The sequence below is a fragment of the Minwuia sp. IMCC3060 genome, assembly GCF_029909435.1.
Classification (GTDB): Bacteria; Pseudomonadota; Alphaproteobacteria; order Minwuiales; family Minwuiaceae; genus Minwuia.
The window spans coordinates 1,686,832-1,712,449 of the sequence record NZ_CP123782.1 but is presented as its reverse complement, the minus strand read 5'-3'; the positions used below and the strand labels follow the sequence as shown (position 1 = coordinate 1,712,449).

Sequence of the window (25,618 nt, the reverse complement as noted above, 5' to 3'; positions counted from 1 at the left end):
CGTTCAGTCGCTGATGATGCAGCGGCCATGGTCGATGACAACAACGTCGCGCTCAACGACCCGGCAACGGAAGGAGACAGTGTCGCCATCGATCCAGATTGCCGTCTCGATGGTCTCTCCCGGATAGACCACTGTCGTGTAGCGGACATCGAACGCCCTGACCCGCGTGTGGTCATAGTCGCATGCCCCGGCCAGCACCTCGCGGCAGGCGATGGCCGAAGTGCAGGCGCCGTGCAGGATGGGACGCGGAAAGCCGACACTGATGGCCAGGTCCGGGTCGACATGCTGCAGGTTTCGGTCGCCGTTCAGACGGTAGAGCAGCGCCTGGTCCGGCCGGGTCTCCGATGTGCGGATCAGGTCCGGCGCGCGTTCCGGCATCGGGTGGGGCGGTGGAACCCTGGCGGTCGAGCCGCCGCAACCGCCGTCGCGGCGCGCAAAGATCCGGCTGGTCCAGTCGAACAGCGGCTCGCCGTCGGTCCGGGTACGGACGCTGCCCTTCATCTCGATGATGCAGCCCTTCTCCGCACCCTTGTCATAGACCTCCGAGACCCAGGCATCCGCCGACAGTTCCCCGGCGGGCGGCAGGGGCCGGTGGAACGTCATCAGCTGCTCGCCATGCAGGAAGCTGCCTACGTCCAGGCCGATGTTCCAGATCAGGTCGTGATCAGTGAGGGTGATCGCCTGCGCGGGCACGGTCCTGGGACCATGCTTCTCGAAGACATACTCCAGTTCCTGCCGGTCCAGCGGATCACGGCCCATCCCGATGCTGACCGCGTAGAGCAGCGAGTCGCGTTCGTCGTAGGTATGAAGGATGTTCTCCTGCCGTCGTGCCATCAGCACCCCATAGTCAACCGCCATCGTTTCCTCCCCTGTCCGGCCCGGCAGACTGCCGGGACTGGCGCGCTCCTGTTTCGTTGAAAGGCGTGTCCTTGTCCGGCCTCGGTTCCTGCGGAAGGCCGAGCACCTGTTCGCCGATGATGTTGCGCTGGATCTCGCTGGCTCCGCCACCGACCCGCAGCGACGGCGAGTCCAGCAGCACCGCCATGAACTGCGAGAGTTCCTCGCTCTCCTCCACCATTGCCCCAGCCGGTCCCTGCAGGTCGAAAGCGAACTGCGCCACCTGCTGGATCAGCTCGTTGGCGACAAGCTTGCCCACCGAATACTCTGGGCCGATCGGGCGACCGTTGGAGAGGTCCGAGATGGAGCGCATCATCGCGTATTTCAGGCCCGTGGACTGCGCCACCCAGCGCGCGATGCTGGCGCGGACACCGGAATCCTCGATCGCCGGCCGCCCGCCCACACTGACCCGGGTGCAGAGGTCTATCAGTTCCGGCACCCCGGTCGAAGGCGTCGAACCAAGCAGCAGCCGCTCGTTCATGAGGGTCGTGAGCGCCACCCGCCAGCCCTGTGATTCCGGGCCGATCCGCGCGCTGTCAGGCAGGGGCACGTCATCGAAATGGACCTGGTTGAAGGTCGAGCGACCGGACATCTGCAGGATCGGCTGCACCGTGATCCCCGGGCTCTTCATGTCCAGGATGAACATGGTCAGTCCCTTGTGCTTCGGCACCGAAGGGTCCGTGCGGGCGATGAGCAGTCCGTAGTCGGCGATCTGGGCATGCGTGGTCCATATCTTGGAACCGTTCAGCCGCCAGTCGCCATCCGCCTGCCGCTCCGCCCGCGTCAGCAACCCGGCAACGTCCGACCCGCCCGACGGTTCCGAGAACATCTGGCACCAGAGATGCTCCCCCGACGCCATAGGGTGAAGGTAGGCGGCCTTCTGCGCATCGGTTCCATGCGCCATGATGGTGGAGCCTGCCATGCCGATGCCGGTGAAGAAGACATGCGACAGGCGGGCATAGATGCCTTCCTCCTGCTCCCAGATCACCCGCTCGATCTGGGAGGCGCCGCGCCCGCCATGCTCCCTTGGCCAGGCGACGCAGGCCCAGCCGGCATCATACTTCCTGCGCTGCCAGTCCTTGCTGGCCTGCAGCGCGTCGACCCCGTCCAGTTCCGGCAGGTGCACGTTGGAGCGGTCGCGGGCGGCGAAGCGGCGCAGTCCCGCCTCCAGTTCCATCGGACGGTTCTCCGCCAGCCAGGCGCGGGCCTCGGCGCGGAAGGCGGCTTCTTCGGGACTGTCGCCAAAGTCCATGCCTCAGCCCTCCCCTGCTATCTGTCGGTCATCCGCGGCCCGGGCGACCAGCCGGTCCTGCCACATGGCCTGGCCGCCGAGCGCCACCGACAGCAGGTGCGCACGCCGGTAGAACAGGTGACAATCCATGTCCCAGGTGAACCCCATCGCGCCATGCACATGGATGTTCTCGGTGGCGCAATGGATGAAGGCTTCCGAGGCGCTGACCCGCGCAGCAGAGGCGGCAAGCCCGAGTTCCGCCGCATCGTTGGACAGCGCCCAGGCTCCGAAATAGGCATTCGACCGTGCCAGGGTGACATCGACGAAAAGGTCCACCAGCTTGTGCTTGATGGCCTGGAAGGATCCGATCGGACGACCGAAGGCCACGCGCTGCCCGGCATAGTCCGTCGCCATCTCCAGCGCCCGTTCGGCACCGCCCACCTGCTCGAAGGCCAGCAGGATCGCCGCACGGTCGAAGGCCCGGTCGAGAAGCCTTCCCGCCTCCCCCTTCACCCCGAGGGGCTCCGCCGGAGCGCCGTCAAACGACAGCCGCGCCAGGCCCCGTGTCGGGTCAATCGAGGTCAGTGCCTCGCGAGAGACCCCTTCCCCCTGGAGATCGACAATGAAGAGGGATGGCATGTCCTCATCCGGACCGGCAGCGGGGACGATCGCCATGTCCGCGATGCCGCCGTCGAGCACCGGGAATTTCTCGCCGGACAGCCTCCCTGCTGCCTGCGTCGTCCGGCAATGGTGCAGATCAGGCTGTCCGACACCTTCAGAGAAGGCGACGCAGACCAGCAGGCTTCCGTCGGCGATCCTGGGCAGCAGCCGTGCCTTCTGGTCCTCGCTGCCCGCCTGCATCAGCAGTTCTGCGGCAAGGTAGACCGAGGAAAGCGCAGGCACGGGGGCGAGTGCGCGCCCGAGTTCGCCGGCAATCGCGCAGAGATCAAGATGACCGGCCCCGGCGCCACCATGGGCCTCCGGTATGGCGGCACCGACGAACCCCATCCCGGCCAGGAATTGCCAGAGCTCCCGGTCGAACGGGCGGCCATCCTCCAGAACGGCACGCACCCGACTGATCGGGCACTCCCTGTCGAGAGCCTTCCGGGCCGCGTCCTTCAGTTGCAGCTGGCTCTCCGAGAACTCGAAGATCATGTCGGGCCCGACGATTGTTCCGGGCCGGAAACCGGAGCCGCCGACACTCGCGCGCCGCCATGCAACCCTGCAGATGCCACAAACATATCGCCCCTCCCCGGCCGATGATGCGTGGACTTCATGCTATGCGAGAAGCGCTCGACATGGAAACAGTGCAGGCGCATGCCGCCCCATCATCCTGCTGCGCAGACACGGAAAGGCCGCCGACCGCTTTCTCCGCGGTCGGCGGCCTGCCCTTCAGTGGTCGCGATGTCGTCTCAGAGGACGGGCAGAGGCGGCAGCTTCTGGCCGAACCACTTCTCGGAGAGGGTGTTGAGCTCTCCGCCGAGGGTCTTGTGCAGGATGAAGACATTCACCCACTGCAGCAGGTCGAAGCTGCCCTTCTTCACGCCGATGAAGCAGGGCGATTCCTTGATGATGAACTTGGTCTCGATCCCCTTTTCCGGGTTCTTCTTTGAGAATCCGGCCGCGACGGTGTTACCGGTCACCAGCACGTCCACCTGGCCCGAGGCATAGGCAGCCAGCGTCGCCGCATTGTCGCCGAAGCGGATGATCTCGGCGGACTCCGGCGCGGTCCGGGTCAGTTCCAGGTCTTCCAGCGTGCCGCCGGTCAGTCCCACCTTCTTGCCGGCCAGGTCGGCAGGAGAGGAAATGGCCATGTCAGCCGTGGCAAACGCACCGGAAAAGAAGGGCGCATAGGCACTGGAGAACCAGATCGACTTGGCGCGGCCCGGATTGGCACCCATGGAGGAGATCACGAGATCGACCCGGTTGGTCTCCAGGTAGGGAATACGCTGCTTCGAGGCGACGGGAACGATCTCCAGTTCGACACCCAGGTCCTTGGCGATCAGCTTTGCCACATCGACGTCATAGCCTTCGTGTTCGCCACTGGCGCCCAGGGAGCCGAACGGCGGGAAGTTCTCCGGCACGGCGATCTTGATGGTGCCGCTGGAAAGGACGTCCGACAGGTCGGCGGCAGCCGGCGAAACGATGCCGACCGCAGCCACTGCGGCGATTGCGAGGTTTCGGAAGAGTTTGAACATGGGTTTCTCCTTTTCCCTGAAAAGTCAGGCGGTTGTCGCCTGCGGGGTCTTGCCGATGGTCCCCAGGCGGTGTTCGAGGTAGAGGGCGAGGCGTGAAAGCGGAAAGCAGAGCGCGAAGTAGATCAGCGCCATCAGCGGGAAGACGATGAAGGGCTCGGTCCCGTCCACCGGTGCATTGGCCCAGCGCCGACCGATGTTCATCAGGTCCTGGAAGCCGATGATGTAGGCAAGCGATGTGCCCTTGATGATCTGCACGCTGAACCCGACCGTCGGTGCCAGGGCCACGCGCAGCGCCTGCGGCAGGATGATGGCGCGCAGGATCGCGAAGAATCGCATGCCCAGCGCGCGACCGGCCTCCCACTGCCCCGATGGAATCGACTGGATCGCGCCGCGCCAGACTTCGGCCAGATAGGCGCTGGCATAGATCGTCAGGGAGGCCATCGCCGAAATCCACGGATCCACGTCCTGGCCCAGCAGCCGCGGCACGCCAAGCCCCGACAGGAACAGCAGCATCAGCAGCGGTACGGACTGAAAGCACCAGATATAGCCGGACGCGAAGCGGCGCAGATGCTTCAGCCCCGAGATCCGCGCCAGCGTGACCAGGCCGCCGATCAGCCCGCCCCCGGCAAAGGCGATCGCGGACAGGTAGATCGTGTACTGCGTCGCACTGAGAAGCTGGAAGAGCATGATGCCCATCGGCTTCCCGAACAGCATGACCAGAAGATCACTCATTGCCGCACCTTCCACGCAAAGAAGTAGCGGTCCACGGCCAGCAGGCAGGCCTTGAATGTCAGCGCGATGGCGACATAGAGCAGGGTCAGGGTGATGAAGACCTCGAACGACCGGAACGTGCGGCTGTCGATGAAGACACCCGCATGGGTCAGATCCTCGACACCGATCTCCGAGATGACGCCGGTGGTCAGGAACAGGAAGATGAACTGGCTGGTCAGGGACGGATAGACACTGGCGATGACCTGGGGCGCGACGATCTTGATGAAGCGCACGTGGCGGCGCAGGCCGAGCGCCTCGGCAGCCTCGATCTGGCCCTTCGGAATGGCCAGCAGGCCGGATCGCAGGATCTCGGCGAAATAGGCCGAGAAGTTCAGCGCCAGCCCGAGCAGCGCGTGTCCCCAGAACGGCCAGGAATAACCCAGCAGCAACGGAAGGCCGAAGGCGACGAAGAACAACTGCACGATCAGGGGCGTGTTGCGGATGAACTCGACATAGCAGGTGGAGAACTGGGCGAGGACGGGGACACGGGCATTGCGCACCACCGCCAGGCCCATGGCGACCAGAAATCCGGCGACGGCCGCTGTCACAGTCAGCGAGACGCTGAGCCAGACACCTTCGGCCAGCCGCCACATGAAATCGGCGTCTCGGTAGATCTCGAAGAACCGCAGCTCAAGCATTGCCCAGAAGCTCCTGCGTCAGCGTTCACGGGGCTTTCAAATGCATCCGGCGCCTGATACCCGTGTTTCAGGCAAACAGTAGATACTGAAATTTTTGTCTCAACAAGCCCATTTTTAAAAACTTGTGTTTCAGAACAGGTCTGCATAGCCTTGACCGGCAACTGAGGAGCTTTCGAACGCGCCATGGTGAAGAATCCGTCTTCGGAGACTGCGGCAGCGGGCGGGCCGTTGGCCCAGGGCCACACGTCGCTGGAAAAGGCCATACGTACCCACTACGCCTCCCTTCCGGAGAGTGAACGCCGGATCGCCGACCAGATTCTCGAATTCCCGGGGGAAGTTGCGGCCTATTCCGCAACCGAGCTGGCAGAAATGGCCAACGGATCGAAGGCGGCAGTGACCCGGCTGATCCAGCGGCTCGGATTCTCGAGCTATGAGGACGCCCGCCGCGCCGCGCGTGATGCGCAGACCTGGGGTTCGCCCGTCTACCTGATGTTCAAGGAAACGGTGGGCCAGGCTTTCAGCACGCGGATCCAGTCGCATGTCGATCAGGACACGCGCAACATCGCCCTGACGATGCAGTCCCTCAATCCGGACCGGGTACGCGCCATCGTCGACGCGATCTGCACGGCGCGCAGGGTCTATTGCATCGGCTGGCGCAACAGTCACTTCCTCGCGGGCTATTTCCAGTGGCAGATCGTGCAGGTCCGCGAGGACGTGCGGCTGCTGCCGGGCCAGGGCACCACACTCGCCGAGGACATTGCCACCATGACCAGTGACGATGTCCTGGTCTGTATCGGCATGCGCCGCCGGGTACCCCAGACCGGGCTGGTCATGGATGAGGCCCACAGGCTGGGCGCGCGCATCCTCTACATCACCGACATGGCCGCGCCGCCGGTCGAAAGCGCAACCTGGAGCATTCCCTGCGCCGTGCGGGGAACAGACCCGTTCGACCGCTACGGATCTGTGCTGTCGCTGCTGCATTTTCTGAGTGTCGCCGTGGTCGAGAAACTGGCGGAGAAGGGCCGGGAACACCTCCAGTCGATCGAGCGCCTTCACGACGCACTCGACGAACTGAGCTAGGCCGAGAGGGGAAATGTGCCCATGGAAGGAAACCTGACCTGATGGAAACCGCCTACCACTCGCCGCCCGGCGGCCTGCCCGGACCGGAAAAGCTGATGACCGGACGGGCCGTTTTCACGAACGCCTACGCAATCATCCCGAAGGGGGTGATGACGGATATCGTCACCAGTCGCCTGCCCTTCTGGCGCGATGCACGCCACTGGGTGCTCTCGAAACCGCTCACGGGCTTCGCCGAGACATTTTCCCAGTACATCGTCGAGATCCAGCCCGGCGGGGGCAGTGATCGCCCCGAGACGGAATCCGGGGTGGAGGCTGTGCTGTTCGTGACCGATGGCACCCTGCGGCTCGTACTGGACGGGACACCGCATGATCTGGAACCCGGCGGTTACGCCTTTCTGGCACCGGATGCGGACTGGCAGGTCGCGAACACGACAGGCACGGCCATCAGGTTCCACTGGATCCGCAAGGCCCACGAGGTGGTGGACGGGCTCGACCTGCCCGACAGCTTCGTGACCCGCGAAGCCGATCACGAACCCCGCGTCATGCCGAACGGTCACGATGGCTGGGCGACCACCCGCTTCGTCGATGGCGATGACCTGCGCCACGACATGCACGTCAACATCGTCACCTTCCAGCCCGGCGCCTCGATCCCGTTCAAGGAGACACATGTCATGGAGCACGGGCTCTACGTGCTGCAGGGCAAGGCGGTCTACCATCTGAACCAGGACTGGGTGGAGGTCGAGGCCGGGGACTACATGTGGCTGCGGGCATTCTGCCCCCAGGGCTGCTACGCCGGAGGTCCCGAGCCGTTCCGCTACCTGCTCTACAAGAACGTCAACCGCCACATGAAGCTGCGGCCCGGATCATGACCGACGCGACCCTTGTTGCCGTACCGCTCACAGCCGCGGCATTCCGGCCCTTCGGCGATGTGGTGCAGGCGACAGGCGCGCCGGACCTGATGATCAACGGGGGCCGCTGTGGGCGCTACAACGATCTGGCGCGGCTGAGCTTCGGCACCGGACAGGCCGGCATCAGCATCTTTCGCTCCGACGCCGTTCCGGTTCCGCACCGCCTGGAGATGATCGAGCGCCATCCCATCGGCAGCCAGGCCTTCATGCCGATGACGGATGCCCCCTATCTGGTGGTGGTGGCGGAGGACGTGGAGGGCCGTCCCGGCCCGCTGCATGCCTTCATGGCCGCACCGTCGCAGGGGGTGAACTATCTGGCCGGCACCTGGCATGCCCCCCTGCTCGCGCTCCGGGACGGTGCGGTCTTCGCCGTTGTCGATCGCATCGGCCCCGGCGACAACCTGCAGGAATTCACCCTTCCCGATCCGGTGACCATCCTGGCACCCGACGGGGCGTGACGTCGGGCCACGGGACCCTGATCCGGATTACGCCGCCCTGCCCGGCAGGACCTCGTAGCCCGGAAAGCCTTCCTCCAGCTCCCTGTAGCAGGCGTCGTTGTAGCGGCTGAAACCACCGCGATAGACCATGTAGCGGCGCGGCTTGCCCGGTATGTTGGCACCATTGTACCAGCTGTCCGTCGTCAGGGCGCCGGGGACACGCTTCGCGTAGCGCAGGGTCTCGTCGCCCCAGAACTCCTGCGATTCGGCGCTGGGATGAAGCCGGGCCCGACCATGATCATCCAGCCACCGGATCGTGTCGAAGATGAAGTCGACCTGCTGTTCGGCCAGTGTCGCCATGTTCGACAGCACGGACGGTGACATGGCGCTGGAGGGCAGGAACAGATTCGGGAAGCCGTGAACCATGGTGCCCAGATAGTTGACCGGCCCATCTGCCCACAGATCGTTCATCGCCACCCCGTCGATACCGGTGATGTTCAGCGCACGTACCGGACCGGAGAGCGCGTCGAAGCCGGTCGCATAGATGATGACATCGAGGTCGAACGTCTCGGCCGAGGTCACGATCCCCTCCGGCACGATCTGCTCGATCGGTGTTTCGCGCAGGGACACCAGCCTGACATGTGGCTGGTTGAAGGTCTGCAGGTAGACATCGCTCTGGCACGGACGCTTGCCGCCGTAAGGATGATCCCAGGGAACGAGCCTGTCTGCCGTCCATGGATCATCGACCACCTCGTGCATGCGCTGGCGGATGAATTCCGAGATGGCGGCATTGGCCTCCGGCAGATGGGAGTCCCAGAACGCCAGCGCGACCTCCTTCTGCTCCCAGGCACGCCACAGCGCCTTCTCGCGACCTTCCTCGTCGAGATCGCTGAAGCGGTCGGGGCCGATATAGAGCGGCTGGTTGCCGCCATAGGTCTTGCGCAGGTCGTTGCGGACGGCCTCCGGATCAGCCCTCAGTTCCGCGACCACCTTGGGGTCCATCGGCCCGGAGAGGGTCGGCGTCACGAAATTTGCCGTGCGCTGGAACACGAAGACCTCCCGCGCGACCTTCGCGACTTCCGGGATGCACTGCACCCCGGATGACCCGGTGCCGATGACACCGACGCGCTTGCCCTTCAGATCCACCTCGCGGTCGCGTGGCCAGCTCGACGTGAACCAGGCATCGCCTGCGAAGCTGTCGACGCCGGGAATGTCGGGGGCCTTCGGTTCCGAGAGCGCGCCCACGGCGAGAACCAGATAGCGGCAGACCACGGTCTCGCCGCCGGAGGTCTCGACCGTCCACAATCCCGCCTCTTCCGACCAGGTCGTCGTCAGGACCCGCGTGTCGAAGGTGATCAGACGGGTGACATCACACTTGTCGGCCACGAAGCTGAGATACTGCTGGATCTCGCCCTGCCGCGAACAGATGTCCGTCCAGTCCCACTCCCGCACCACATCGCTGTTGAAGAAGTAGGCGTAGTTGTAACTGGCCACGTCGCAGCGTGCCCCCGGATAGGCGTTCCAGTACCAGGTGCCACCCACATCCGAGGCACGCTCGAAGCCCCGAACGCTCAGGCCCTGCTGCTCCGCCTTCCAAAGCGCGTAGATACCGGCGAACCCGGCGCCCACCACGACCACATCGCAATCAACCTTCGTCATAGCCATGCCTCCCCGCACAACTCAAAATCTACCCGGAAGCAGTTGAAACCGCCCTGACATCAAGAACCTGCTGCCCCTGGCCCGACATGGCGCTGCAAGGTCCCGATGCCCCGATACTCGGCCCAACCTAGCGTCCGCCGCAACAGCAGTGCAACGCCGACACAGCGCATGGCGGTTGTCACCGCGCGAAATCATGAAAGGTGCCGACGACAATCCGGCGGTCACCTGAGCATCCAAATTGCCCTTGGGGAAACTGCGGTCAACTTACTGCTTTGCATATTTTCCTACGCATGAGTATCGTGTGGCCGTTCGCATCCTGGGGAGGAACGTGGCGTGCTCGACACTTCGCAAGTGTTCCACATCAACATCAATTGCACCAATCTGGATCGGTCGCTGGCATACTATCGCCTGCTGGGATTCCGCGAAGTCATCAACTTCAACGCCGACGGGGGCAGCGAGGAGGTCTCGGATGTCCTGGGTGACCCGGTCCTTGGCCCTGCGCTTGGCCTGCCCAGCAATGCCCGCGCCCGTGCGCGCATGCTGATGCTGGGTGACAATCCGCGCGGCGCCCGGCTTGACCTCATCGAATGGATCGAACCGAAGGCCGAAGGTACGGCCTATCCGCATCTGGCCCATGTCGGGATCGCGCGCATCTGCTTCAGGGTCGGCAATGTGGCCGACGCCTGGCAGCAACTGACGGATGCCGGTGCGGCCCCTTTCACGGAACCGGTGCTGATCGAAATGGGGGGATCACGTCAGAAGTTCTTCTGCGCGAAGGACCCTGACGGTGTGGTTGTCGAGTTCATGGAATTTCTCAAGGACTGACGACATCCTTCTGGTCTTGAACCAGTAATGCTGAAACCGCCCGAACGGGCAAACAGGGAGAAGACATGATGTTTTCAAGAAAGACAGTTCTCGCGGCGGCTGGCGCTGCGATGCTTGCGACGGCAGGTGCCGCGCAGGCCGAGACGCTGAAGCTTGCCGTCGGGTTCCCGACGGGCAGCGCCGCCGTCTACGCACTGGAGAATTTCGCCAAGAACGTCGAGGCGACCAGCGACCTGAAGGTCAAGGTCTTCTCGCTGTCGCTGCTGAACCTGAAGGAAACCCCTCCGGGCATCCGCGACGGTATTGCCGACATGGGCTTCGTGCTGCCTCCGTATTATCCGGCGGAGTTCGCGGAGATCAATCTGGCCGCGAACCTGTCCATGCTGGCCACCACCGGCAAGCAGATCGCCAGCCCCGGCACCGCAATGGGTGCGGCGATGACGGAGTACGTCTTCCTGCACTGCCCGGACTGTCTGACGGAGCAGAAGCGCCAGAACCAGGTCTATCTGGGGACCGGCACCAGCCCGACCTACATCCTGCATTGCACCACGCCGATCCGCACGATGGAGGATCTGAAGGGCAAGAAGTATCGCTCCGGTGCCGCCAACTTCGGTCGCTGGGCTGAGGCTGTCGGTGGCACCAAGGTGTCCGTGCCCGGCAACGACATCTATGAGGCCATGGCACAGGGTGTCGTCGATTGCGGCATGTTCTCCGCCACCGAGCTGACCAACCTGCAGCTCTTCGATGTCACCAAGTACATCACCACCAAGATCCCCGGCGGCGTCTTTGCCGGTGTGGCGACCAACAGCATCAACCGTGATGTGTGGGCCGGTCTGAACGATGCCCAGCGGGAAGCGATCTTCAAGGCTTCCGCCCGGTCCTCCGCCGATGTGACCTGGAAGTACTATGCCGACGCCAAGCGCAACCTGAACGACGCGCCGGGCAAGGGCATCGAGATCATCGAGCCGACGGCCGAGATGGTGAAGATGTCGGAGGACTTCGTGAAGTCCGACCTGGCCGTCATCTCGAAGCAGTTCACCGAGGACTACGGCCTGTCCAACGTCGACGCGAAGATCGCCAAGATCTCGGAGCTGATCGAGAAGTACAAGGGTCTGACCGCCGGCATGGAAGATGATGCCGAGGCGCTGGCCCAGCTCTACTGGGACGAGATCATGTCCAAGGTCGACCTGTCGACCTACGGCCGGGACTGAACCCGTAACTGAAATGTGGCGGCCCCGCGTGCCCCGTCGCGCGGGGCCGCTGCATATCGTTCAGAACTGATCCAATCAGATAGCAGGTTTCGATGGATTTTATTGATCGCTGGCTCGGTCGGGCCGTGAACCTGACCAGTATCATCGGCTCGATCGCCGTTGGGCTGATGATGGTGCACATCACTGTGGACGTTGTGGGAAAGTTCGTCTTCTTCTCCCCCGTGCCAGCAACCATCACGATGGTCTCGAACTACTACATGGTCGTGGTGGCCTTCCTGCCGCTTGCCCTGGCGGAGCGGCGGAACTCGCACATCTCGGTCGAGGTTCTTACCGAACTGTTCCCGAGCCGGATGCAGTATCACATCAACGGCCTCACCTACCTGCTCTCGGGCACGGTCTTCGGACTGCTGGCCTGGCGTGGTTTCAACGATGCCTACAACAAGCAGGACATGGGCTCCTTCATCATGGAACAGAGCACCAAGGTACTGATCTGGCCGGGGCATTACCTGCTGCCGATCGGGGCCACGCTGATGGTGCTGGTGCTGCTGTTCAAGTTCATTTCCTATCTTTCCGGGCGCCCCCAGCCAGGCGCACCGGGCCAGATCGCTGAATAGGAGGCCACCCTGTCCGACGTACAGATAGGTTTCGTGGGTATCGGCATCCTGCTGGCCCTCATCGCTCTGCGTGTGCCCATCGGGGTCTGCCTGATCGGTGTTTCCTTTGCCGGAATCTGGATCCTGGTTGGCGAACGTGCCGCCTGGGGTTCCATCGGCGTCATCCCCTACAGTTTCGCGGCAACATGGCAGCTCAGTTCCGTACCCATGTTCCTGCTGATGGGCTTTCTCTGCTATCACGCGGGCCTGACGAAGGGCATGTTTGACGCGGCCCGCATGTGGATGTCACGCCTGCCCGGTGGTCTCGCCATTGCCACGATCTTCGGTGCGGCGGGCTTTGCCGCCGTCACCGGGTCCTCTGTCGCCTGCGCCGCCGCCATGGGCCGGATCGCGGTGCCGGAGATGATGCGCCACCGGTATGACGCGTCCCTCGCGACGGGTACGGTGGCGGCCGCCGGGACCATCGGTGCCCTGATCCCGCCATCCATCCTGATGATCCTCTACGGCATCATTGCAGAGGTTCCGATCAGCGCGCTCTTCCTGGGCGGCGTCGGGGCCGGTCTGCTGACCACATTCAGCTATGTCGCGGTCGTCATGATCCGGGTGAAGCTGAAGCCCGAGCTTGCGCCCCAGTTGCACGAGGATGTTTCGCTGGCCGACAAGCTGGCGGCGCTGAAGGACACCTGGCCAGTGCTGTTGCTGATGCTGGGCGTCTTCGGTGGTCTCTTCTCGGGCGCATTCACGCCGACGGAGGCCGGTGCGGTCGGTGCCGCCATCGCCACCATCATCGCGGCCCTGAAGGGATCCCTGACCTGGGTCAGCTTCCGGGATGCGCTGTCTGAGACACTACTGACCTCCGCCTCCCTGTTCATCATCGCCATCGGTGCCAGCATGCTGACACGGTTCCTGGCGTTCAGCGGTGCCGGTGACTACCTGTCGGATGCCGTCACGGCGATGGGCGCGGACCCGCTGCTGCTGCTGATCGGCATTTCCCTGATCTACCTGCTGCTCGGCATGTTCCTGGAACCCATCGGGGCCATGCTGCTGACGCTGCCGATCCTGCTGCCGATCATCGATACCGCCGGCTTCAGCCTGATCTGGTTCGGTGTCCTGCTGACCAAGTTCCTGGAGATCGGCATGATCACGCCCCCCATCGGGCTGAATGTGTTCGTGATCAAGGGCGTGGTTGGTGACCTTGCATCAACCGGTGTGATCTTCCGGGGCATTGCCTGGTTCCTGGTCGCCGACCTGATGATCATCATTGCGCTGATCGCCGTGCCGGACATCATTCTCTACCTGCCGAATCTGGTGGGCTGACGCCGGAAACGGGCGCCGGGTGCCGAAGGTGGCCTATCACCTCTGTCACCCGCGCCCGGCTTCCGGGTATGATCCGGTCACCACCCGCCACAGCCGGATGGGGTGAGGACCGGAGGGGAACATGGAGATCTGCAACCTCACGCCTGCCACCGGGACCGAGATCCGCGGTATCGACGTGCGCGCGCTCGATGATGCCGGATTCGCAGTGATCGAGGAGCTCTGGCTGCAGCGCTGCCTGATCGTCATCCGTGACCAGCATCTGACGCCGGCGGAGTTGTGTGCCTTCAGCCGTCGGTTCGGCGAACTGGAACCACCGCCCGCCAGCGAATCCAGAAGACGTGATGAGGAAGCCCCGGAGATGTGGGTGATCTCCAATGTCGTGGAGAACGGGAAGGCCATTGGTGCGCTGGGCAGCGGCGAGGCCGAATGGCACACGGACATGTCCTACATCCCTGCCCCGCCCTCGGCTTCCGTGCTCTATGGACACGAGGTCGTCACCGACGGTGGCCGCACATGGTTCGCCAACATGATGGCGGCTCTCGACGCCATGCCGGCAGGATTGCGGGAGCGGTTGGAGGGGCAGACGATCAACCACGACTCCAGCTACACCTCGGCGGGCGACCTGCGCAAGGGCATGCAGGCGGTCACGGATGTCACGGCAGCCCCCGGTGCGCGCCACCCGGCCATACGCCCGCACTCAGTGACCGGGCGCGAAGCTCTCTTCACCGGTCGCCGTACCAACAGTTGGGTCGTGGGTATGGACGTCGCCGAGAGCGAGGAACTGCTGGACGAGATCTGGGCCTGGTGTACCCGCGCCGAGTTCCTGTACGTGCATGAATGGCGCCCCAATGACCTTCTGGTCTGGGACAATCGCTCGACCATTCATCGCCGGGAAGCCTTTGACGCAAGTGCGCGCAGGGTCATGTGGCGCTGTCAGGTACGGGACGTCGCCTGATCTGCCGCACGTTCCGGTCGCGTCAGCATTGCCGTACCACCATGATCATCAGAGGCGAATGTCGATGCTCGGACGCTGTGTTGCCAGGCCGGGCTGGAGATCAGCGCGGGTGCGCTCCGTGCCGTTCTGGTTCAGGAAGGCCGCGAAGTCGCGTGAGATCGCATCGTCCTCCCTCCGGTCGGATCGTGCCGACCTGTCGGAGATGTCCTGTTCGTATTCATCGCCATAGCCCCCGCGATCAGCTTCATCGCCTTCATCAGCACTGGCCGGACCCAATCCGGGAACTGCCGGTGCCTCCCCTGATCTCTGTCCGGCGGCCCTAGCACTGTCACTCTCACGGACGGCCTCATCACCGGCCTCGGACTTGCCAAGCGATTCCTCCAGCGCCGCCTTCTGCTCTTCAGCCCTGATCGCGTTGAGTTCGCTGCGTGCATCGGCGCGCTTGCTCTCCGCATCGGCCGCGACACTGCGGTCAGCGCCCGACGGTTCGACCGGAGCCAGCGCAGCGCGCTTGACGATCTCCATCTTCGCGATGGTCGCTTCAGGGTCACCGGCAATGGGGCTGGTGCTGATGGAGACATGGCCGCCCACGGCGTAGCTGCGCCCGTCCGGCCCTTTTTTCATCTCGTACTCAGGCGCCCCCGCATACTGGCCCCCGGCGGTCGCATGCGCCTGCTCGTGCGCGCGGACCTCCCGGTCACGCGCCTGGAGCTCCTTGATCTGCTCCCGCTCCTGCTCCGTCAGTTCGGTGCCTGTCGTGGTCGACTGTTTAGGGTCGGTAGCGGGCTTCTCGACTGTCCCGCTCTCTGCGCTGGCGGCAATCTGCGCTGCGATCAGCGTCCCACCGGCAACATTGGAGCCACGCGTCTCGCGAAAGCCTGAGGGCAATGCCGGATCACGCGCAGGTTCCCTCGTCTCGGCAGCCCGGCCTGCGGATTGCTGGGCGCGCGATATCTGAGGGAGACCCTCTGCACGGCTGGTCTGCAGTGCGCCGATCATCCGGTCAGACCTGTCAACGCGGAACGATTCAGTTGCATCGTCGCAGTGAAACAGGTGAATGTTAATCAATCGTCAACATGTGCGTCACAGGCTCATGCGCGACCGGTAACGAAACATGGTTACCGAAAAAACATGATCTTCATCACAATTTGTTCGAATAATTTGCCCGCTACCGGTGTTGCGTTATCGGGACCGAAAATTTTGGCCCCGGTAATGACCACCAATGACCGGGCAAGATATGTTGACTAAGGCACGCGAGCCAGAGATCAGGGACGCGGTGAGTGAAGTCTGCGGGAAGCTTTCCTCGACCGTTACACTCGAGACACTCCGATATTGGGAGTTCATTCGCGGGGAGCGTATCTGGCCGCTCAGACGCGATCTCAATCCGATGGATATCGTGGAGCATCTGCCGAATCTGATGATCCTCGGCGTGGAGCGTAATCCGCTCGATTTCGTCTATCGCCTGACCGGAACGCTGATCGACGAAAACATGCGGGGTCCACTGAAGGGCCGTCGCGTCAGTGAGCTGCCGCATCAGGCAGGCCCCGGAGAATATTGGGAGATGCTGCGTCAGGTCGCTGAACTGGGCCTGCCCTGCACGCGGCCGATGCCCTATATCGGACCGCATCAGGACTTCAAGCGCTGCGAGCTCGTTGCCCTGCCCCTGTCGGCGGAGGGGACCTGCGTGGACCAGATCCTGGTCGCGGCGGATTTCATCACGATCGTGGACGACTAGATCGCCCGGCTGTTCCCCGAAGGGGCGGGTCCTGTCAGACCACGCGCTTGCGTCGGGACGAGATCACGCCCGTATTCACGCCGAACCAGCCAATCTCGCCTGACAGGCGACCGTATTCGATCTTCGGGCAGCGGTTCATCACGACCTTCAGACCCGCAGCCTCCGCCTTTGCTGCCGCCGCATCGTTGCGCACACCAAGCTGCAGCCAGAGTACCTTCGCACCGATGCGGATCGCGTCATCCGCGATGGGCGGAATGGCGTCGGAGTTGCGGAAGCAGTCAACCATGTCGACAGCAACGTCGATGTCGTCAAGCGTGGCCACCGCCGGCTCACCGAGAATGACCGTGCCTGCCGCCGCTTCCTTCGGGTTTACCGGGATCACCCGATAGCCCTTTTCCTGCATGTACTTCGAGGCAAAGTAACTGGGCCGGTTCCAGTTGGCACTCGCCCCGACGACCGCCACGACCTTCACGGTCTGCAGGATGTCCCTGATGTAGGCATCACTGTAGCTGTCGTGCACCACGGCGACGTCATCCGCGCCCGCGGGCGTCATGCTCAGCGGTCCTCCCAGACTGGCGCGCGCTTGTCGATGAAGGCCTGAATGCCCTCATTGGCGTCGCGGGCCACCATGTTCTCCATCATCACGCCGGATGCATAATCATAGGCGGCGTTCAGGTCAGGCGCTTCAAGCTGGCGATAGAAGGCCTGCTTGCCGATCTTCAGCGTATAGGACGATTTCGATGCGATCCGCTCCGCCATCGCGGTGACAGCCGCATCCAGCTCCGCAGCCGGGGCCGTGCGGTTGACCAGCCCGAAACGAACGGCGTCGTCGGCACTCATCAGTTCGCCGGTCAGCAGCATTTCCATGGCGTGCTTGCGGCTGACATTGCGCCCCAGCGCCACCATCGGCGTATGGCAGAACAGGCCGATGTTCACCCCTGGCGTCGCAAACTTCGCGTCATCGGCCGCAATGGCCAGATCGGCGCTGGCGACAAGCTGGCACCCGGCAGCCGTTGCAATGCCGTGCACCCGCGCGATCACCGGTTTCGGGTGATTGACAATGGTCTGCATCATCGTCGAGCACTGCTCCAGCATCGCCTTGATGAAGGGACCATCCTGCTGGTTGCCACGTACCTCGCGCAGGTCATGCCCGGCACAGAAGCCGCGCCCTGCCCCTGCAATGACAATGACACGGCAGTTCGGATCATCCGCCAGGGCATCCAGTTCCTGCTGGATCCGCGTCATCAGCCCCGTCGAAAGGCTGTTGAAGGCGTCAGGCCGGTTCAGTGTCAGCCAGGTCACAGAACCACGGTCGTCCCGCAACAGCAGGTCCTCGTTCGCGGTGACGTCGGTCGAAGCGGCGTTCTCGGCAGTCATCGTGTCATCCTCCCCATGTTGTCGGGTTCGCAGTGGTCAGTTCAGCGCCCGCTGCAGCGACGGACCCATCATGTCAGCAAAATTGCCGGCAAAGAAATGGTCGCGCGTTGCCTCGCTGGCCTGCGCAAGCGATGCCTCGAAGCGGCCCAGCGGGTTCCGCCCCCCCTCCACGTGCGGATAGTCGGAGGAGAACAGGCAGACGGCGTCGCCCGCCTGTGACGCGATCCAGCCCACATCCTCTGTCGGGTAAGGCGTGACCCTGATCTGGCGCTGCACGTATTCCGACGGACGCAGCGACAGCTTCTGCAGGCGCTGTTCGTGCCGCAGGAAGGCGTCATAGGCGCTGTCGAGATAGCGCATCCAGCTCGGCACCCAGCTCGCCCCCTGCTCGATCACGCCGAACTTCAGGCGCGGGAAGCGGTCCATCACGCCGTCCAGGATCATCGTCGCCAGTGTCTGCATCACCGGATTCGGAATCGCCATGTAGTCGATGGAGCGGAAATTCTCCGCCCCGCCATGGAAGTCCTTCTCCATCGGCAGACCATTGTTGAAATAGGTCCGGTCGAAGAAGGTGCCGCCGGAGCCGACATGGAAGACGATGGGCACCCCGGCTTCCTCGGCCTGGGCCCAGACCGCGTCCAGGGCGATGTGGCTGGGGCTGTGGTCCTTCGGGCAGGCTGCGGCGATCATCAGGGCATTCGCACCATCACGGATCAGCGCCTTCGCAACCTGCGGCGCACGCTCCAGATCCATCAGCGGCACATAGGCGGTCGACAGCAGACGCCGGTCGACGCCGCAGAAATCGAACATGCCACGGTTATGCGCGTCGGCCATGCCGTAGGCAAAATCGGCGTCGCGACCATGCTCCGCCTCCTGCATCGGCTTGTTGGTGAAGGTATTGAAGACAAGCTGCGACGCGAAGCCGAGCAGGTCGAGCGCCTTCGGGCGGTCCTGCTTCAGCGTCGCCCCGATGGCGCGCCAGTTCTTGCGGTTCATCAGCTCCGCCTCATCCTCCGCGCGGTAGCTCGCGTCGCTGTGCAGGGCGATATCGTCGTTCACCCGCTCATGCTCACCCGGGGCCAGCGCTCCGGTGAAGATATCCGGCAACCGGTCGCGGAACTTCGGCGCCGCATAGTCGCGCAGCCAGTCCGCCGTCTCCATGATGTGTGCGTCCGCATCGTGATACAGCCGCCCTGTTGCGTATGGCATTGCGCTCTCCCCACCCAGTCTGTCACCTATTCGGCAGATACTATCAGCAATGCGGCAGCGGCTTGAACCTGTTGTCCGATCAATTATCCCATGCAGGGGACGCGTGACGTGACCGAACCGCGACTGTTCATCGAAGCCGACCTGAAACCGGATCAGCCGCTGACACTGACCGGCAACCAGCATCACTATCTGGCCAAGGTCCTGCGGCTTGGGGCCGGTGCGACGGTGAAGCTGTTCAATGGCCGCGACGGCGAATGGCGGGGCATCATTGATCAAATGGGCCGCCGGGAGGCGGAGGTCGTCCCGGGGGAGCAGTTGCGGCCCCAGGTGGCGGAGCCGGACCTCTGGCTGCTGTTTGCACCGATCAAGGGCAAGCGCGTCGATGCCATCGCCGAGAAGGCCGGCGAACTCGGCGTCTCCCGCATCCTGCCGGTGCTGACCCGCCGCACCGTGGTCAGTCGGGTGAATGTGGAGCGGTTGCAGGCCAACGCGCTGGAGGCTGCGGAACAGTGCGAACGCCTGAGCGTTCCGGAAGTGGCCGAACCGCGTGACCTCTCGGCGGTGCTGGAGGACTGGCCAGGCGGTCGCCGTCTTTACCTCGCCGACGAACGTGCGGACGCGACGCCGATTGCCACGGCTCTGGCGGATGAGGCGCGCCGCACCGAGACCATCCCGTCCGCTGCCGTGCTGATCGGGCCAGAGGGCGGCTTCGAGGAGGCGGAGAAGCAGATGGTCCGCGCCCTGCCCGACTGCATACCCGTCAGCCTCGGCCCCCGGTTGCTGCGCGCGGACACGGCCGTCTTCGCCACACTGGCGCTGTGGCAGGCCCACCTGGGCGACTGGCGCGGCGGCGACAATGGCTGGCCCGCCTGACGCGCATGGTCGCTAACTGCTCGCTTGCCCTTCCATCCCCATCCCTCGCGCCCTAAGTTCCCGGAACAAGAAAACGCTTCGGAGTGAATCGCCCATGTCGACCATGCTGGATAGCGAGGAAGCCCGCGCGCACTCGTCAACGATTGTCGAGGATCGCACGCAGCTGATCGACTTCCTCGCCTCCGGCTGCAAGCCGGCTGACCGCTGGCTCATCGGAACGGAGCACGAGAAATTCGGTTTCGATCTGGAGACCCTGAAGCCCATTCCCTATGAAGGTCCCGCCGGGATCAAGGCCCTGTTCAAGGGGCTGGAGCGCTTTGGCTGGGACCCGGTGATCGAGGGCGGTTATGCGGTCGCCATGTACATGGACGGCCAGGCCATCAGCCTGGAACCGGGCGGGCAGCTTGAACTTTCCGGTGCGCCGCTTGCCACGCTGCACCAGACCTGCGGTGAGGTGAACACCCACCTGGATCAGGTGAAGGCAGTCTCCAGCGAACTCGGGATCGGTTTCATCGGACTGGGGCATCATCCGCTGGCCCGTCGGGACGAGATCTCGATGATGCCGAAGGCCCGCTACGAAATCATGACCCGCTACATGCAGACCAAGGGCAACCTCGGCCTCGACATGATGTACCGGACCTGCACCATCCAGGTGAACCTCGACTTCGCGAGTGAAGCCGACATGGTGGAGAAGTTCCGCATCGGCATGGCGCTGCAGCCCATCGCGACGGCCCTGTTCGCCAACTCCCCGTTCCGGGAGGGGCAGCCGACGGGCATGCTCAGCAGCCGCAGCCATGTCTGGACCGACACGGACCCCGACCGCAGCGGAAATCTGCCCTTCATCTTCGACGAGGGATTCGGTTTCGAGCAGTATGCCGACTATGCCCTTGATGTGCCGATGTATTTCGTGTTCCGCGATGGCAAGTACGTGGAGGCGGCAGGTCAGTCGTTTCGCGACTTCCTGGCAGGCAAGCTGCCCGCCCTGCCCGGTGAGAAGCCGACGATCAAGGACTGGGACAATCACCTGACCACCCTGTTCCCGGAAGTGCGCATGAAGCGGTTCCTGGAGATGCGTGGGGCCGATGGCGGCCCGTGGCGCAGCATCTGCGCCCTGCCCGCCTTCTGGGTCGGTCTGCTCTATGATGACGCCGCGCGCGGCGAGGCTTCGGCACTGATCCGAGACTGGACCGCCGATGACGTGGATGCCATGCGCAACGCGGTGCCGACCCACGCGCTTAACGCCCCCGCCCCGGGCGGTCGCAAGGTGCTGGATGTGGCCCGGGACGCGGTCGCCATCGCGGAGCGCGGCCTGATCAATCGCAACCGCGAAGACGGCATGGGTCAGGATGAGCGCCATTTCATCGGCACCCTGAAGCGCATCGTTGAATCCGGCATGACACCGGCGGATGACCTGCTGGCCCGGTTCAACGGCGAATGGAACGGCGACGTGCGGCGGGTGTTCCGCGAATACGCCTACTGACCGGCGGACACCGGACCATGCCGCGCCCCCTGATCGTCGCCGCCTGGATGCTGTTCGGGGCGGTCGGCTTCGCCCTGATCATGGTGATCGTCCGCCATCTGTCGGCAAGTCTTGATCCCTTCGTCTTGAACTTCTGGCGCAGCATCTTCTCCATACTGATGTTCACGCCCTGGATCATGCGGGTCGGCTTCGGCGCGATGCGCACGAAACGCCTGCCGCTGTTCGCGCTGCGCTCGGTCGTCATGGTGGCATCATCGCTCATGCTGCTCTGGTCGGCGGTGCTGATCCCCATCGGGGAAGCCACGGCCATTACCTTCACCGCGCCGCTGTTCACCACCCTGCTCGCAGCGGTGATGCTGAAGGAGAAGGTGGGCCCCCGCCGCGTTGCCGCACTCGCCGTCGGGTTCGTGGGGGTGCTGGTCATGCTGCGGCCGGGGCAGGAAGCCATCAGCCTGGGCGCAATCCTGGCCATCGCCTCCTCGATCCTGTTCGGGTTCGTGGTGATCTTCGGCAAGCGCCTGTCCGCGTCCGAGGGACCGGAACTGGTCATCCTGATGCTGTCGATCTTCAACCTGCCGATCTCGTTCGTTCCCGCCGTGATCTTCTGGCAAGTGCCGCAGGGCGAGGAGTGGCTGTGGATCATCGGTCTCGGCATCGCCGCGAACATGAACATGTACGGCATCCAGCGCGCGATCTCCGCCGGGGATGCCAGTCTGGCGCAGGTCTTCGACTTCGTGCGCCTGCCGCTGTCCGTCGGCCTCGCCTGGTGGGCCTTTGCCGAAGTCCCGGATCCGTGGATGTGGGCCGGCGCGGCGATCATCTTCATCGCCACCGTCTACACGACGCGGCGGGAAGCGCAGTTGGCACGCAAGACCGCCGTTGGAATGACACCACGTACCCGGCCTTGAACTGAATTCGCATATCCGCATAACATTCGATTATGCGAACCAGTGCACTCCATGAAGCGACCGATGGCCCCGCCAGACGCTCCGCGCCCCAATCCATCGGGCGCATGCTGCTGATCCTGGAACGGCTGGTCGCGGCACGCGGTGGCGACAAGGCTGGTGTCAGCCTGGGCGACATTGCCGACGCGACGGGGGCCCCGAAGTCCAGCCTGCTGGGATTGCTGCAGGGTCTGCAGGATGAAGGGTGCATCCAGCGCGGTTCCGACGGCAGCTATTCCCTGGGTGATCGCTTCCTGCGGCTGGCAAGGCATGCGGTCTTCGGTGAGCAGATGGTGGACATCCTGCGACCCGTGCTGGCCGAACTGATGACGGAGACGGGCGAGACCGCCGTGCTGGGTGTCCTGTCTGCCGATCAGCGCATGATCACCTATCTCGACCGGGTCGAGTGCCCGAACCCCATTCGCTACACGGTGAAGGCCGGCGATCAGCGCGAGCTGCACTGCACGGCGGGCGGGAAGCTGCTGCTCGCCTATATGGAGCCTTCACGACGTGAGGCCTGCCTTGATGGCGCCGCACGTGAGCGTTTCACACCGACCACCATTACCGACCGGCGGAAGTTGCTGGCAGAACTGAAGCAGATCCGCGCCGAAGGGCTGTCACGCACGTGCGACGAGCGGATCGCCGGTGCGAGCGGTCTTGCCGTCCCCGTATTCGGGCCTGACGGCAATGTGTCGGCAACCATCCTGATCGCGGGCCCGAGCGAGCGCATGCGGCAGTCGGCGGTGCGACATGAGGCGGCAATGCACCGTGCCGCAGCGCGCTGCCGGGCATTCGGCTTCCGGCCCGGACCGAGAGACGTACCCGAGACAGCCCTGGGGAGGGAGATTTCATGAGCATCGATTTCACACCGGAACAACTGCAGATCCGCGACAGCGTCGAACGGCTGTGCAGCGACTTCGACGACGAATACTGGCTGGCGCGGGACACCGACGGCAGGTTCCCGGAAGACTTCTGCCGCGCCATTGCGGATCAGGGTTTCATGGGCATCGCGATGCCGGAGGAATACGGCGGCTCCGGCCTCGGCATCACGGAGGCGGCGATCCTGATGCAGGCGATCTCCCAGTCCGGTGCAGGAAACGGCGGCGTCTCGTCTGTCAGCCTAGGCATCTTCGGCCTCAATCCCGTGGTCCGCTACGGCACGGAGGAACAGAAGCGGCGGATGCTGCCGCCAGTGATAAAGCGCGACGACATCGCCTGCTTTGGCGTCACGGAGCCGAACACGGGCCTGGATACCACCCGTCTGAAGACGCGGGCCGTGCGGAAGGGTGACCGCTACATCGTGCATGGACAGAAGACCTGGATCAGCACGGCGCAGGTCGCGAACAAGATCATGCTGATCGCCCGCACCACCGATGAGGCCGATACGGAGAAGCCGATCGACGGCCTCAGCCTGTTCTTCACCGACCTCGACCGGTCAAAGGTGGAGATCAGGCAGATCGACAAGATGGGCCGGAAGTGCGTTGATTCAAATCAGGTTTTCATCGACGGGCTGGAGATTCCGGTGGAGAACCGGATCGGGGAAGAGGGCAAGGGCTTCCGCTATCTGCTGCATGGAATCAATCCCGAACGCATCCTGATCGCCGCCGGACTGGTGGGTCTCGGTCGCGCCGCCCTGCGCCGCGCCACCAACTATGCGAAGGAACGGGAGGTCTTCGGTCGCCCCATTGGGATGAACCAGGCGATCCAGCATCCGCTGGCCGAGAACTGGATGGAACTGGAGGCGGCAAACCTGATGGTCTTCCGCGCCGCCCAGCTCTACGACCGGGGCGAGGACAGTGGCGCCTTCGCCAATGCGGCGAAGTATCTGGCCGGTGAAGCAACATTCAAGGCCTGCAACGCCGCGATCCTGACCCATGGCGGCATGGGCTACGCGAAGGAGTATCACGTCGAGCGTTATCTGCGCGAAGCCCTGATCCATCGCATTGCACCGATCACCCCGCACCTGATCCTCTGCTACGTGGCGGAGCGGGTGCTGGGCCTGCCGAAGTCCTACTGAGCCATGGCAGGAAGCACGACGAAGCCGGAGACGGGCCAGCGCCCGCTTGACGGCATCCGGGTGATCGACCTGACGAACATGCTCATGGCGCCCTACACCAGCCAGATCCTGGGCGACATGGGCGCGGACGTGATCAAGGTGGAAGCCCCGGGGGGTGACCCGGTCAGGGGTATCGGGCCGATGCGCAATCCGGGCATGGGCGCGATCTTCCTCAATGTGAACCGCAGCAAGCGCAGCATCGTTCTCGACCTGAAACGGCCTGAAGCCCATGCAGCGATGCTCGATCTGCTGCGTGACGCCGATGTGCTGCTCTACAACCGCCGCCCAAAGGTGATGGCGCGGCTCGGGCTGGGATGGGAGACGGTCAGCGCACTCAATCCGCGCCTGATCTACGCTGGTCTCTTCGGCTATGGCCAGAACGGGCGCAACGCGGCCAAGCCCGCCTTCGATGACCTGATCCAGGGCGGGGTGGCGATCCCTGCCCTGTCCCATCGTGCCAGCGGTCACCCGCCCGCCTACGCCCCGACGGCGCTTGTGGACCGGGGAGTCGGCCTCTGGGCGGTCGGTCAGATCAATGCGGCACTGGTGCACCAACTGCGCACCGGCCGGGGCCAGCGCATCGACATGCCCATGTTCGAGATGATGGCCGGCTTCGTCCTGGGCGACCACATGGGTGGGGCAACCTTCAGTCCCGATCTGGGGCCGAGCGGCTATCCCCGGCTGCTGGTGCCGGACCGCCGTCCCTTCCCCACGAAGGACGGCCATGTCTGCCTGATGCTCTATACCGACCGCCACTGGCGCGACTTCATGCGCGATCAGGGGCGGGAGGAAGCCTTCGACAACGACCCGCGCTATCGTTCCATGACCAGCAGGACCGAGAATATCGGCAGCCTGTACAGTGAGCTGGCTGAGCTGTTGCTGACACGCACGACCGCCGAATGGCTGGAGACCTTCGACCGTCTCGACGTTCCGGCCGGTCCGCTCAACGACCTGGACGGTCTGATCGCGGAGCCGCACCTGGCAGATGTCGGCTTCTTCCAGGAAGTCGAACACCCGAGCGAGGGCACACTGCGGCAGATGGCCTATCCGGCCACCTGGTCCGAAACCCAGCCCGAATCCTCGCGCCCGGCCCCCGGACTGGGCGAGCATGGGCCCGAGATACTCGGTGAACTGGGTTATGACGCCGCGCGCATCAAGGCAGCGCTGGAAAACTGAGCCAATCCATCGAATGATGACCTTCGA

At 64.1% G+C, this 25,618-nt stretch carries 26 protein-coding genes; 15 read left to right on the top strand and 11 right to left on the bottom strand.

The window, feature by feature from the left end:
- Positions 1–3: 3 nt before the first annotated feature.
- The 6 genes from QGV54_RS08135 to QGV54_RS08110 all read right to left on the bottom strand — a co-directional run bounded on the left by QGV54_RS08135 (position 4) and on the right by QGV54_RS08110 (position 5,735).
- A complete protein-coding gene (locus QGV54_RS08135) occupies positions 4–858 on the bottom strand; it encodes a MaoC/PaaZ C-terminal domain-containing protein (RefSeq protein ID WP_281017348.1) in 855 nt (284 codons plus the stop codon).
- Positions 848–2,149, bottom strand: a complete 1,302-nt coding sequence (locus tag QGV54_RS08130; protein ID WP_281017349.1) for an acyl-CoA dehydrogenase family protein — start codon at positions 2,147–2,149, stop codon at positions 848–850. Before QGV54_RS08130 ends, QGV54_RS08135 begins: the two co-directional genes overlap by 11 nt.
- Before the next feature lie 3 nt (positions 2,150–2,152).
- Positions 2,153–3,283 (bottom strand): acyl-CoA dehydrogenase family protein, encoded by a 1,131-nt coding sequence (locus tag QGV54_RS08125; protein WP_281017350.1) that lies wholly within the window; start codon positions 3,281–3,283, stop codon positions 2,153–2,155.
- A 257-nt stretch (positions 3,284–3,540) separates the two neighbouring features.
- Positions 3,541–4,326 (bottom strand): transporter substrate-binding domain-containing protein, encoded by a 786-nt coding sequence (locus QGV54_RS08120; RefSeq protein WP_281017351.1) that lies wholly within the window; start codon positions 4,324–4,326, stop codon positions 3,541–3,543.
- 24 nt (positions 4,327–4,350) lie between these two features.
- Positions 4,351–5,058, bottom strand: coding sequence for an amino acid ABC transporter permease (locus QGV54_RS08115; protein ID WP_281017352.1), 708 nt, complete (start codon positions 5,056–5,058; stop codon positions 4,351–4,353).
- Positions 5,055–5,735 carry an amino acid ABC transporter permease gene (locus tag QGV54_RS08110; protein ID WP_281017353.1) on the bottom strand — a complete coding sequence of 227 codons (681 nt, stop codon included), beginning with the start codon at positions 5,733–5,735 and terminating at the stop codon, positions 5,055–5,057. The genes QGV54_RS08115 and QGV54_RS08110 overlap by 4 nt, the downstream gene beginning before the upstream one ends.
- A gap of 183 nt (positions 5,736–5,918) precedes the next feature.
- Here QGV54_RS08110 and QGV54_RS08105 point away from each other — a divergent pair, with 183 nt between their 5' ends.
- From QGV54_RS08105 to QGV54_RS08095, 3 genes are read left to right on the top strand one after another with little or no spacing between them, the layout of a single operon-like run.
- Positions 5,919–6,815, top strand: coding sequence for a MurR/RpiR family transcriptional regulator (locus tag QGV54_RS08105; RefSeq protein WP_281017354.1), 897 nt, complete (start codon positions 5,919–5,921; stop codon positions 6,813–6,815).
- Positions 6,816–6,853: 38 nt separating this feature from the next.
- Positions 6,854–7,684, top strand: a complete 831-nt coding sequence (locus QGV54_RS08100) for a bifunctional allantoicase/(S)-ureidoglycine aminohydrolase (protein ID WP_348637712.1) — start codon at positions 6,854–6,856, stop codon at positions 7,682–7,684.
- Complete coding sequence (locus QGV54_RS08095) at positions 7,681–8,181, top strand: ureidoglycolate lyase (RefSeq protein WP_281017356.1); 501 nt, start codon at positions 7,681–7,683, stop codon at positions 8,179–8,181. The genes QGV54_RS08100 and QGV54_RS08095 overlap by 4 nt, the downstream gene beginning before the upstream one ends.
- A 27-nt stretch (positions 8,182–8,208) precedes the next feature.
- On the opposite strand, the gene QGV54_RS08090 is transcribed toward QGV54_RS08095, so the two are convergent.
- Entirely contained in the window at positions 8,209–9,819 is a 1,611-nt protein-coding gene (locus QGV54_RS08090) for an NAD(P)/FAD-dependent oxidoreductase (protein ID WP_281017357.1), read from the bottom strand.
- Between the two features lie 333 nt (positions 9,820–10,152).
- Between QGV54_RS08090 and QGV54_RS08085 the strand changes: the two genes are divergently transcribed.
- From QGV54_RS08085 to QGV54_RS08065, 5 genes are all read left to right on the top strand, one after another.
- Entirely contained in the window at positions 10,153–10,644 is a 492-nt protein-coding gene (locus QGV54_RS08085) for a VOC family protein (RefSeq protein WP_281017358.1), read from the top strand.
- Positions 10,645–10,709: 65 nt separating this feature from the next.
- Positions 10,710–11,855: a C4-dicarboxylate TRAP transporter substrate-binding protein gene (locus QGV54_RS08080; RefSeq protein WP_281017359.1), complete on the top strand. Its 1,146-nt coding sequence runs from the start codon at positions 10,710–10,712 to the stop codon at positions 11,853–11,855.
- A gap of 92 nt (positions 11,856–11,947) precedes the next feature.
- Positions 11,948–12,469: a TRAP transporter small permease gene (locus QGV54_RS08075; RefSeq protein ID WP_281017360.1), complete on the top strand. Its 522-nt coding sequence runs from the start codon at positions 11,948–11,950 to the stop codon at positions 12,467–12,469.
- Between the two features lie 9 nt (positions 12,470–12,478).
- Positions 12,479–13,786: a TRAP transporter large permease gene (locus QGV54_RS08070; protein WP_348637713.1), complete on the top strand. Its 1,308-nt coding sequence runs from the start codon at positions 12,479–12,481 to the stop codon at positions 13,784–13,786.
- Positions 13,787–13,907: 121 nt separating this feature from the next.
- On the top strand, positions 13,908–14,741 hold the full coding sequence (locus QGV54_RS08065) for a TauD/TfdA family dioxygenase (RefSeq protein WP_281017362.1): 834 nt from the start codon (positions 13,908–13,910) through the stop codon (positions 14,739–14,741).
- A 48-nt stretch (positions 14,742–14,789) separates the two neighbouring features.
- Here QGV54_RS08065 and QGV54_RS08060 read toward each other — a convergent pair whose 3' ends face one another.
- Complete coding sequence (locus QGV54_RS08060; protein WP_281017363.1) at positions 14,790–15,629, bottom strand: putative metalloprotease CJM1_0395 family protein; 840 nt, start codon at positions 15,627–15,629, stop codon at positions 14,790–14,792.
- Positions 15,630–15,963: 334 nt separating this feature from the next.
- On the opposite strand from QGV54_RS08060, the gene QGV54_RS08055 reads away from it, so the two are divergent.
- Positions 15,964–16,476 (top strand): PAS domain-containing protein, encoded by a 513-nt coding sequence (locus tag QGV54_RS08055; protein WP_348638774.1) that lies wholly within the window; start codon positions 15,964–15,966, stop codon positions 16,474–16,476.
- Positions 16,477–16,510: 34 nt separating this feature from the next.
- Here the strand turns inward: QGV54_RS08055 and QGV54_RS08050 are convergent, their stop codons facing one another.
- Genes QGV54_RS08050 through QGV54_RS08040 form a run of 3 tightly spaced genes read right to left on the bottom strand, consistent with a single transcriptional unit; the run spans position 16,511 to position 19,062 of the window.
- Entirely contained in the window at positions 16,511–17,029 is a 519-nt protein-coding gene (locus tag QGV54_RS08050) for a CoA-binding protein (protein ID WP_281017365.1), read from the bottom strand.
- Between the two features lie 2 nt (positions 17,030–17,031).
- A complete protein-coding gene (locus QGV54_RS08045; RefSeq protein ID WP_281017366.1) occupies positions 17,032–17,853 on the bottom strand; it encodes an enoyl-CoA hydratase in 822 nt (273 codons plus the stop codon).
- A 36-nt stretch (positions 17,854–17,889) separates the two neighbouring features.
- Positions 17,890–19,062 carry an amidohydrolase family protein gene (locus tag QGV54_RS08040; RefSeq protein WP_281017367.1) on the bottom strand — a complete coding sequence of 391 codons (1,173 nt, stop codon included), beginning with the start codon at positions 19,060–19,062 and terminating at the stop codon, positions 17,890–17,892.
- Between the two features lie 108 nt (positions 19,063–19,170).
- Between QGV54_RS08040 and QGV54_RS08035 the strand changes: the two genes are divergently transcribed.
- From QGV54_RS08035 to QGV54_RS08010, 6 genes are all read left to right on the top strand, one after another.
- Complete coding sequence (locus QGV54_RS08035; RefSeq protein ID WP_281017368.1) at positions 19,171–19,935, top strand: 16S rRNA (uracil(1498)-N(3))-methyltransferase; 765 nt, start codon at positions 19,171–19,173, stop codon at positions 19,933–19,935.
- Between the two features lie 103 nt (positions 19,936–20,038).
- Complete coding sequence (locus tag QGV54_RS08030) at positions 20,039–21,415, top strand: glutamate--cysteine ligase (RefSeq protein WP_348637714.1); 1,377 nt, start codon at positions 20,039–20,041, stop codon at positions 21,413–21,415.
- A 17-nt stretch (positions 21,416–21,432) separates the two neighbouring features.
- Positions 21,433–22,323 carry a DMT family transporter gene (locus QGV54_RS08025; protein ID WP_281017370.1) on the top strand — a complete coding sequence of 297 codons (891 nt, stop codon included), beginning with the start codon at positions 21,433–21,435 and terminating at the stop codon, positions 22,321–22,323.
- A 104-nt stretch (positions 22,324–22,427) separates the two neighbouring features.
- Positions 22,428–23,213: an IclR family transcriptional regulator gene (locus QGV54_RS08020; RefSeq protein ID WP_281017371.1), complete on the top strand. Its 786-nt coding sequence runs from the start codon at positions 22,428–22,430 to the stop codon at positions 23,211–23,213.
- Complete coding sequence (locus tag QGV54_RS08015; RefSeq protein ID WP_281017372.1) at positions 23,210–24,376, top strand: acyl-CoA dehydrogenase family protein; 1,167 nt, start codon at positions 23,210–23,212, stop codon at positions 24,374–24,376. The genes QGV54_RS08020 and QGV54_RS08015 overlap by 4 nt, the downstream gene beginning before the upstream one ends.
- A 3-nt stretch (positions 24,377–24,379) precedes the next feature.
- Positions 24,380–25,591 (top strand): CoA transferase, encoded by a 1,212-nt coding sequence (locus QGV54_RS08010; protein ID WP_281017373.1) that lies wholly within the window; start codon positions 24,380–24,382, stop codon positions 25,589–25,591.
- Positions 25,592–25,618: the final 27 nt, after the last annotated feature.

Excerpts from the sequence above, each read along its gene's own strand:
- QGV54_RS08025 (WP_281017370.1), top strand. The coding sequence starts at position 21,433 with ATGCCGCGCCCCCTGATCGTCGCCGCCTGGATGCTGTTCGGGGCGGTC.
- QGV54_RS08115 (WP_281017352.1), bottom strand. The coding sequence starts at position 5,058 with ATGAGTGATCTTCTGGTCATGCTGTTCGGGAAGCCGATGGGCATCATG.
- QGV54_RS08075 (WP_281017360.1), top strand. The coding sequence starts at position 11,948 with ATGGATTTTATTGATCGCTGGCTCGGTCGGGCCGTGAACCTGACCAGT.
- QGV54_RS08040 (WP_281017367.1), bottom strand. The coding sequence starts at position 19,062 with ATGCCATACGCAACAGGGCGGCTGTATCACGATGCGGACGCACACATC.
- QGV54_RS08090 (WP_281017357.1), bottom strand. The coding sequence starts at position 9,819 with ATGACGAAGGTTGATTGCGATGTGGTCGTGGTGGGCGCCGGGTTCGCC.
- QGV54_RS08030 (WP_348637714.1), top strand. The coding sequence starts at position 20,039 with ATGCTGGATAGCGAGGAAGCCCGCGCGCACTCGTCAACGATTGTCGAG.
- QGV54_RS08125 (WP_281017350.1), bottom strand. The coding sequence starts at position 3,283 with ATGATCTTCGAGTTCTCGGAGAGCCAGCTGCAACTGAAGGACGCGGCC.
- QGV54_RS08050 (WP_281017365.1), bottom strand. The coding sequence starts at position 17,029 with ATGACGCCCGCGGGCGCGGATGACGTCGCCGTGGTGCACGACAGCTAC.
- QGV54_RS08015 (WP_281017372.1), top strand. The coding sequence starts at position 23,210 with ATGAGCATCGATTTCACACCGGAACAACTGCAGATCCGCGACAGCGTC.
- QGV54_RS08010 (WP_281017373.1), top strand. The coding sequence starts at position 24,380 with ATGGCAGGAAGCACGACGAAGCCGGAGACGGGCCAGCGCCCGCTTGAC.
- QGV54_RS08020 (WP_281017371.1), top strand. The coding sequence starts at position 22,428 with ATGCTGCTGATCCTGGAACGGCTGGTCGCGGCACGCGGTGGCGACAAG.
- QGV54_RS08120 (WP_281017351.1), bottom strand. The coding sequence starts at position 4,326 with ATGTTCAAACTCTTCCGAAACCTCGCAATCGCCGCAGTGGCTGCGGTC.
- QGV54_RS08045 (WP_281017366.1), bottom strand. The coding sequence starts at position 17,853 with ATGACTGCCGAGAACGCCGCTTCGACCGACGTCACCGCGAACGAGGAC.
- QGV54_RS08130 (WP_281017349.1), bottom strand. The coding sequence starts at position 2,149 with ATGGACTTTGGCGACAGTCCCGAAGAAGCCGCCTTCCGCGCCGAGGCC.
- QGV54_RS08095 (WP_281017356.1), top strand. The coding sequence starts at position 7,681 with ATGACCGACGCGACCCTTGTTGCCGTACCGCTCACAGCCGCGGCATTC.
- QGV54_RS08055 (WP_348638774.1), top strand. The coding sequence starts at position 15,964 with ATGACCGGGCAAGATATGTTGACTAAGGCACGCGAGCCAGAGATCAGG.
- QGV54_RS08065 (WP_281017362.1), top strand. The coding sequence starts at position 13,908 with ATGGAGATCTGCAACCTCACGCCTGCCACCGGGACCGAGATCCGCGGT.
- QGV54_RS08110 (WP_281017353.1), bottom strand. The coding sequence starts at position 5,735 with ATGCTTGAGCTGCGGTTCTTCGAGATCTACCGAGACGCCGATTTCATG.
- QGV54_RS08105 (WP_281017354.1), top strand. The coding sequence starts at position 5,919 with ATGGTGAAGAATCCGTCTTCGGAGACTGCGGCAGCGGGCGGGCCGTTG.
- QGV54_RS08080 (WP_281017359.1), top strand. The coding sequence starts at position 10,710 with ATGATGTTTTCAAGAAAGACAGTTCTCGCGGCGGCTGGCGCTGCGATG.
- QGV54_RS08135 (WP_281017348.1), bottom strand. The coding sequence starts at position 858 with ATGGCGGTTGACTATGGGGTGCTGATGGCACGACGGCAGGAGAACATC.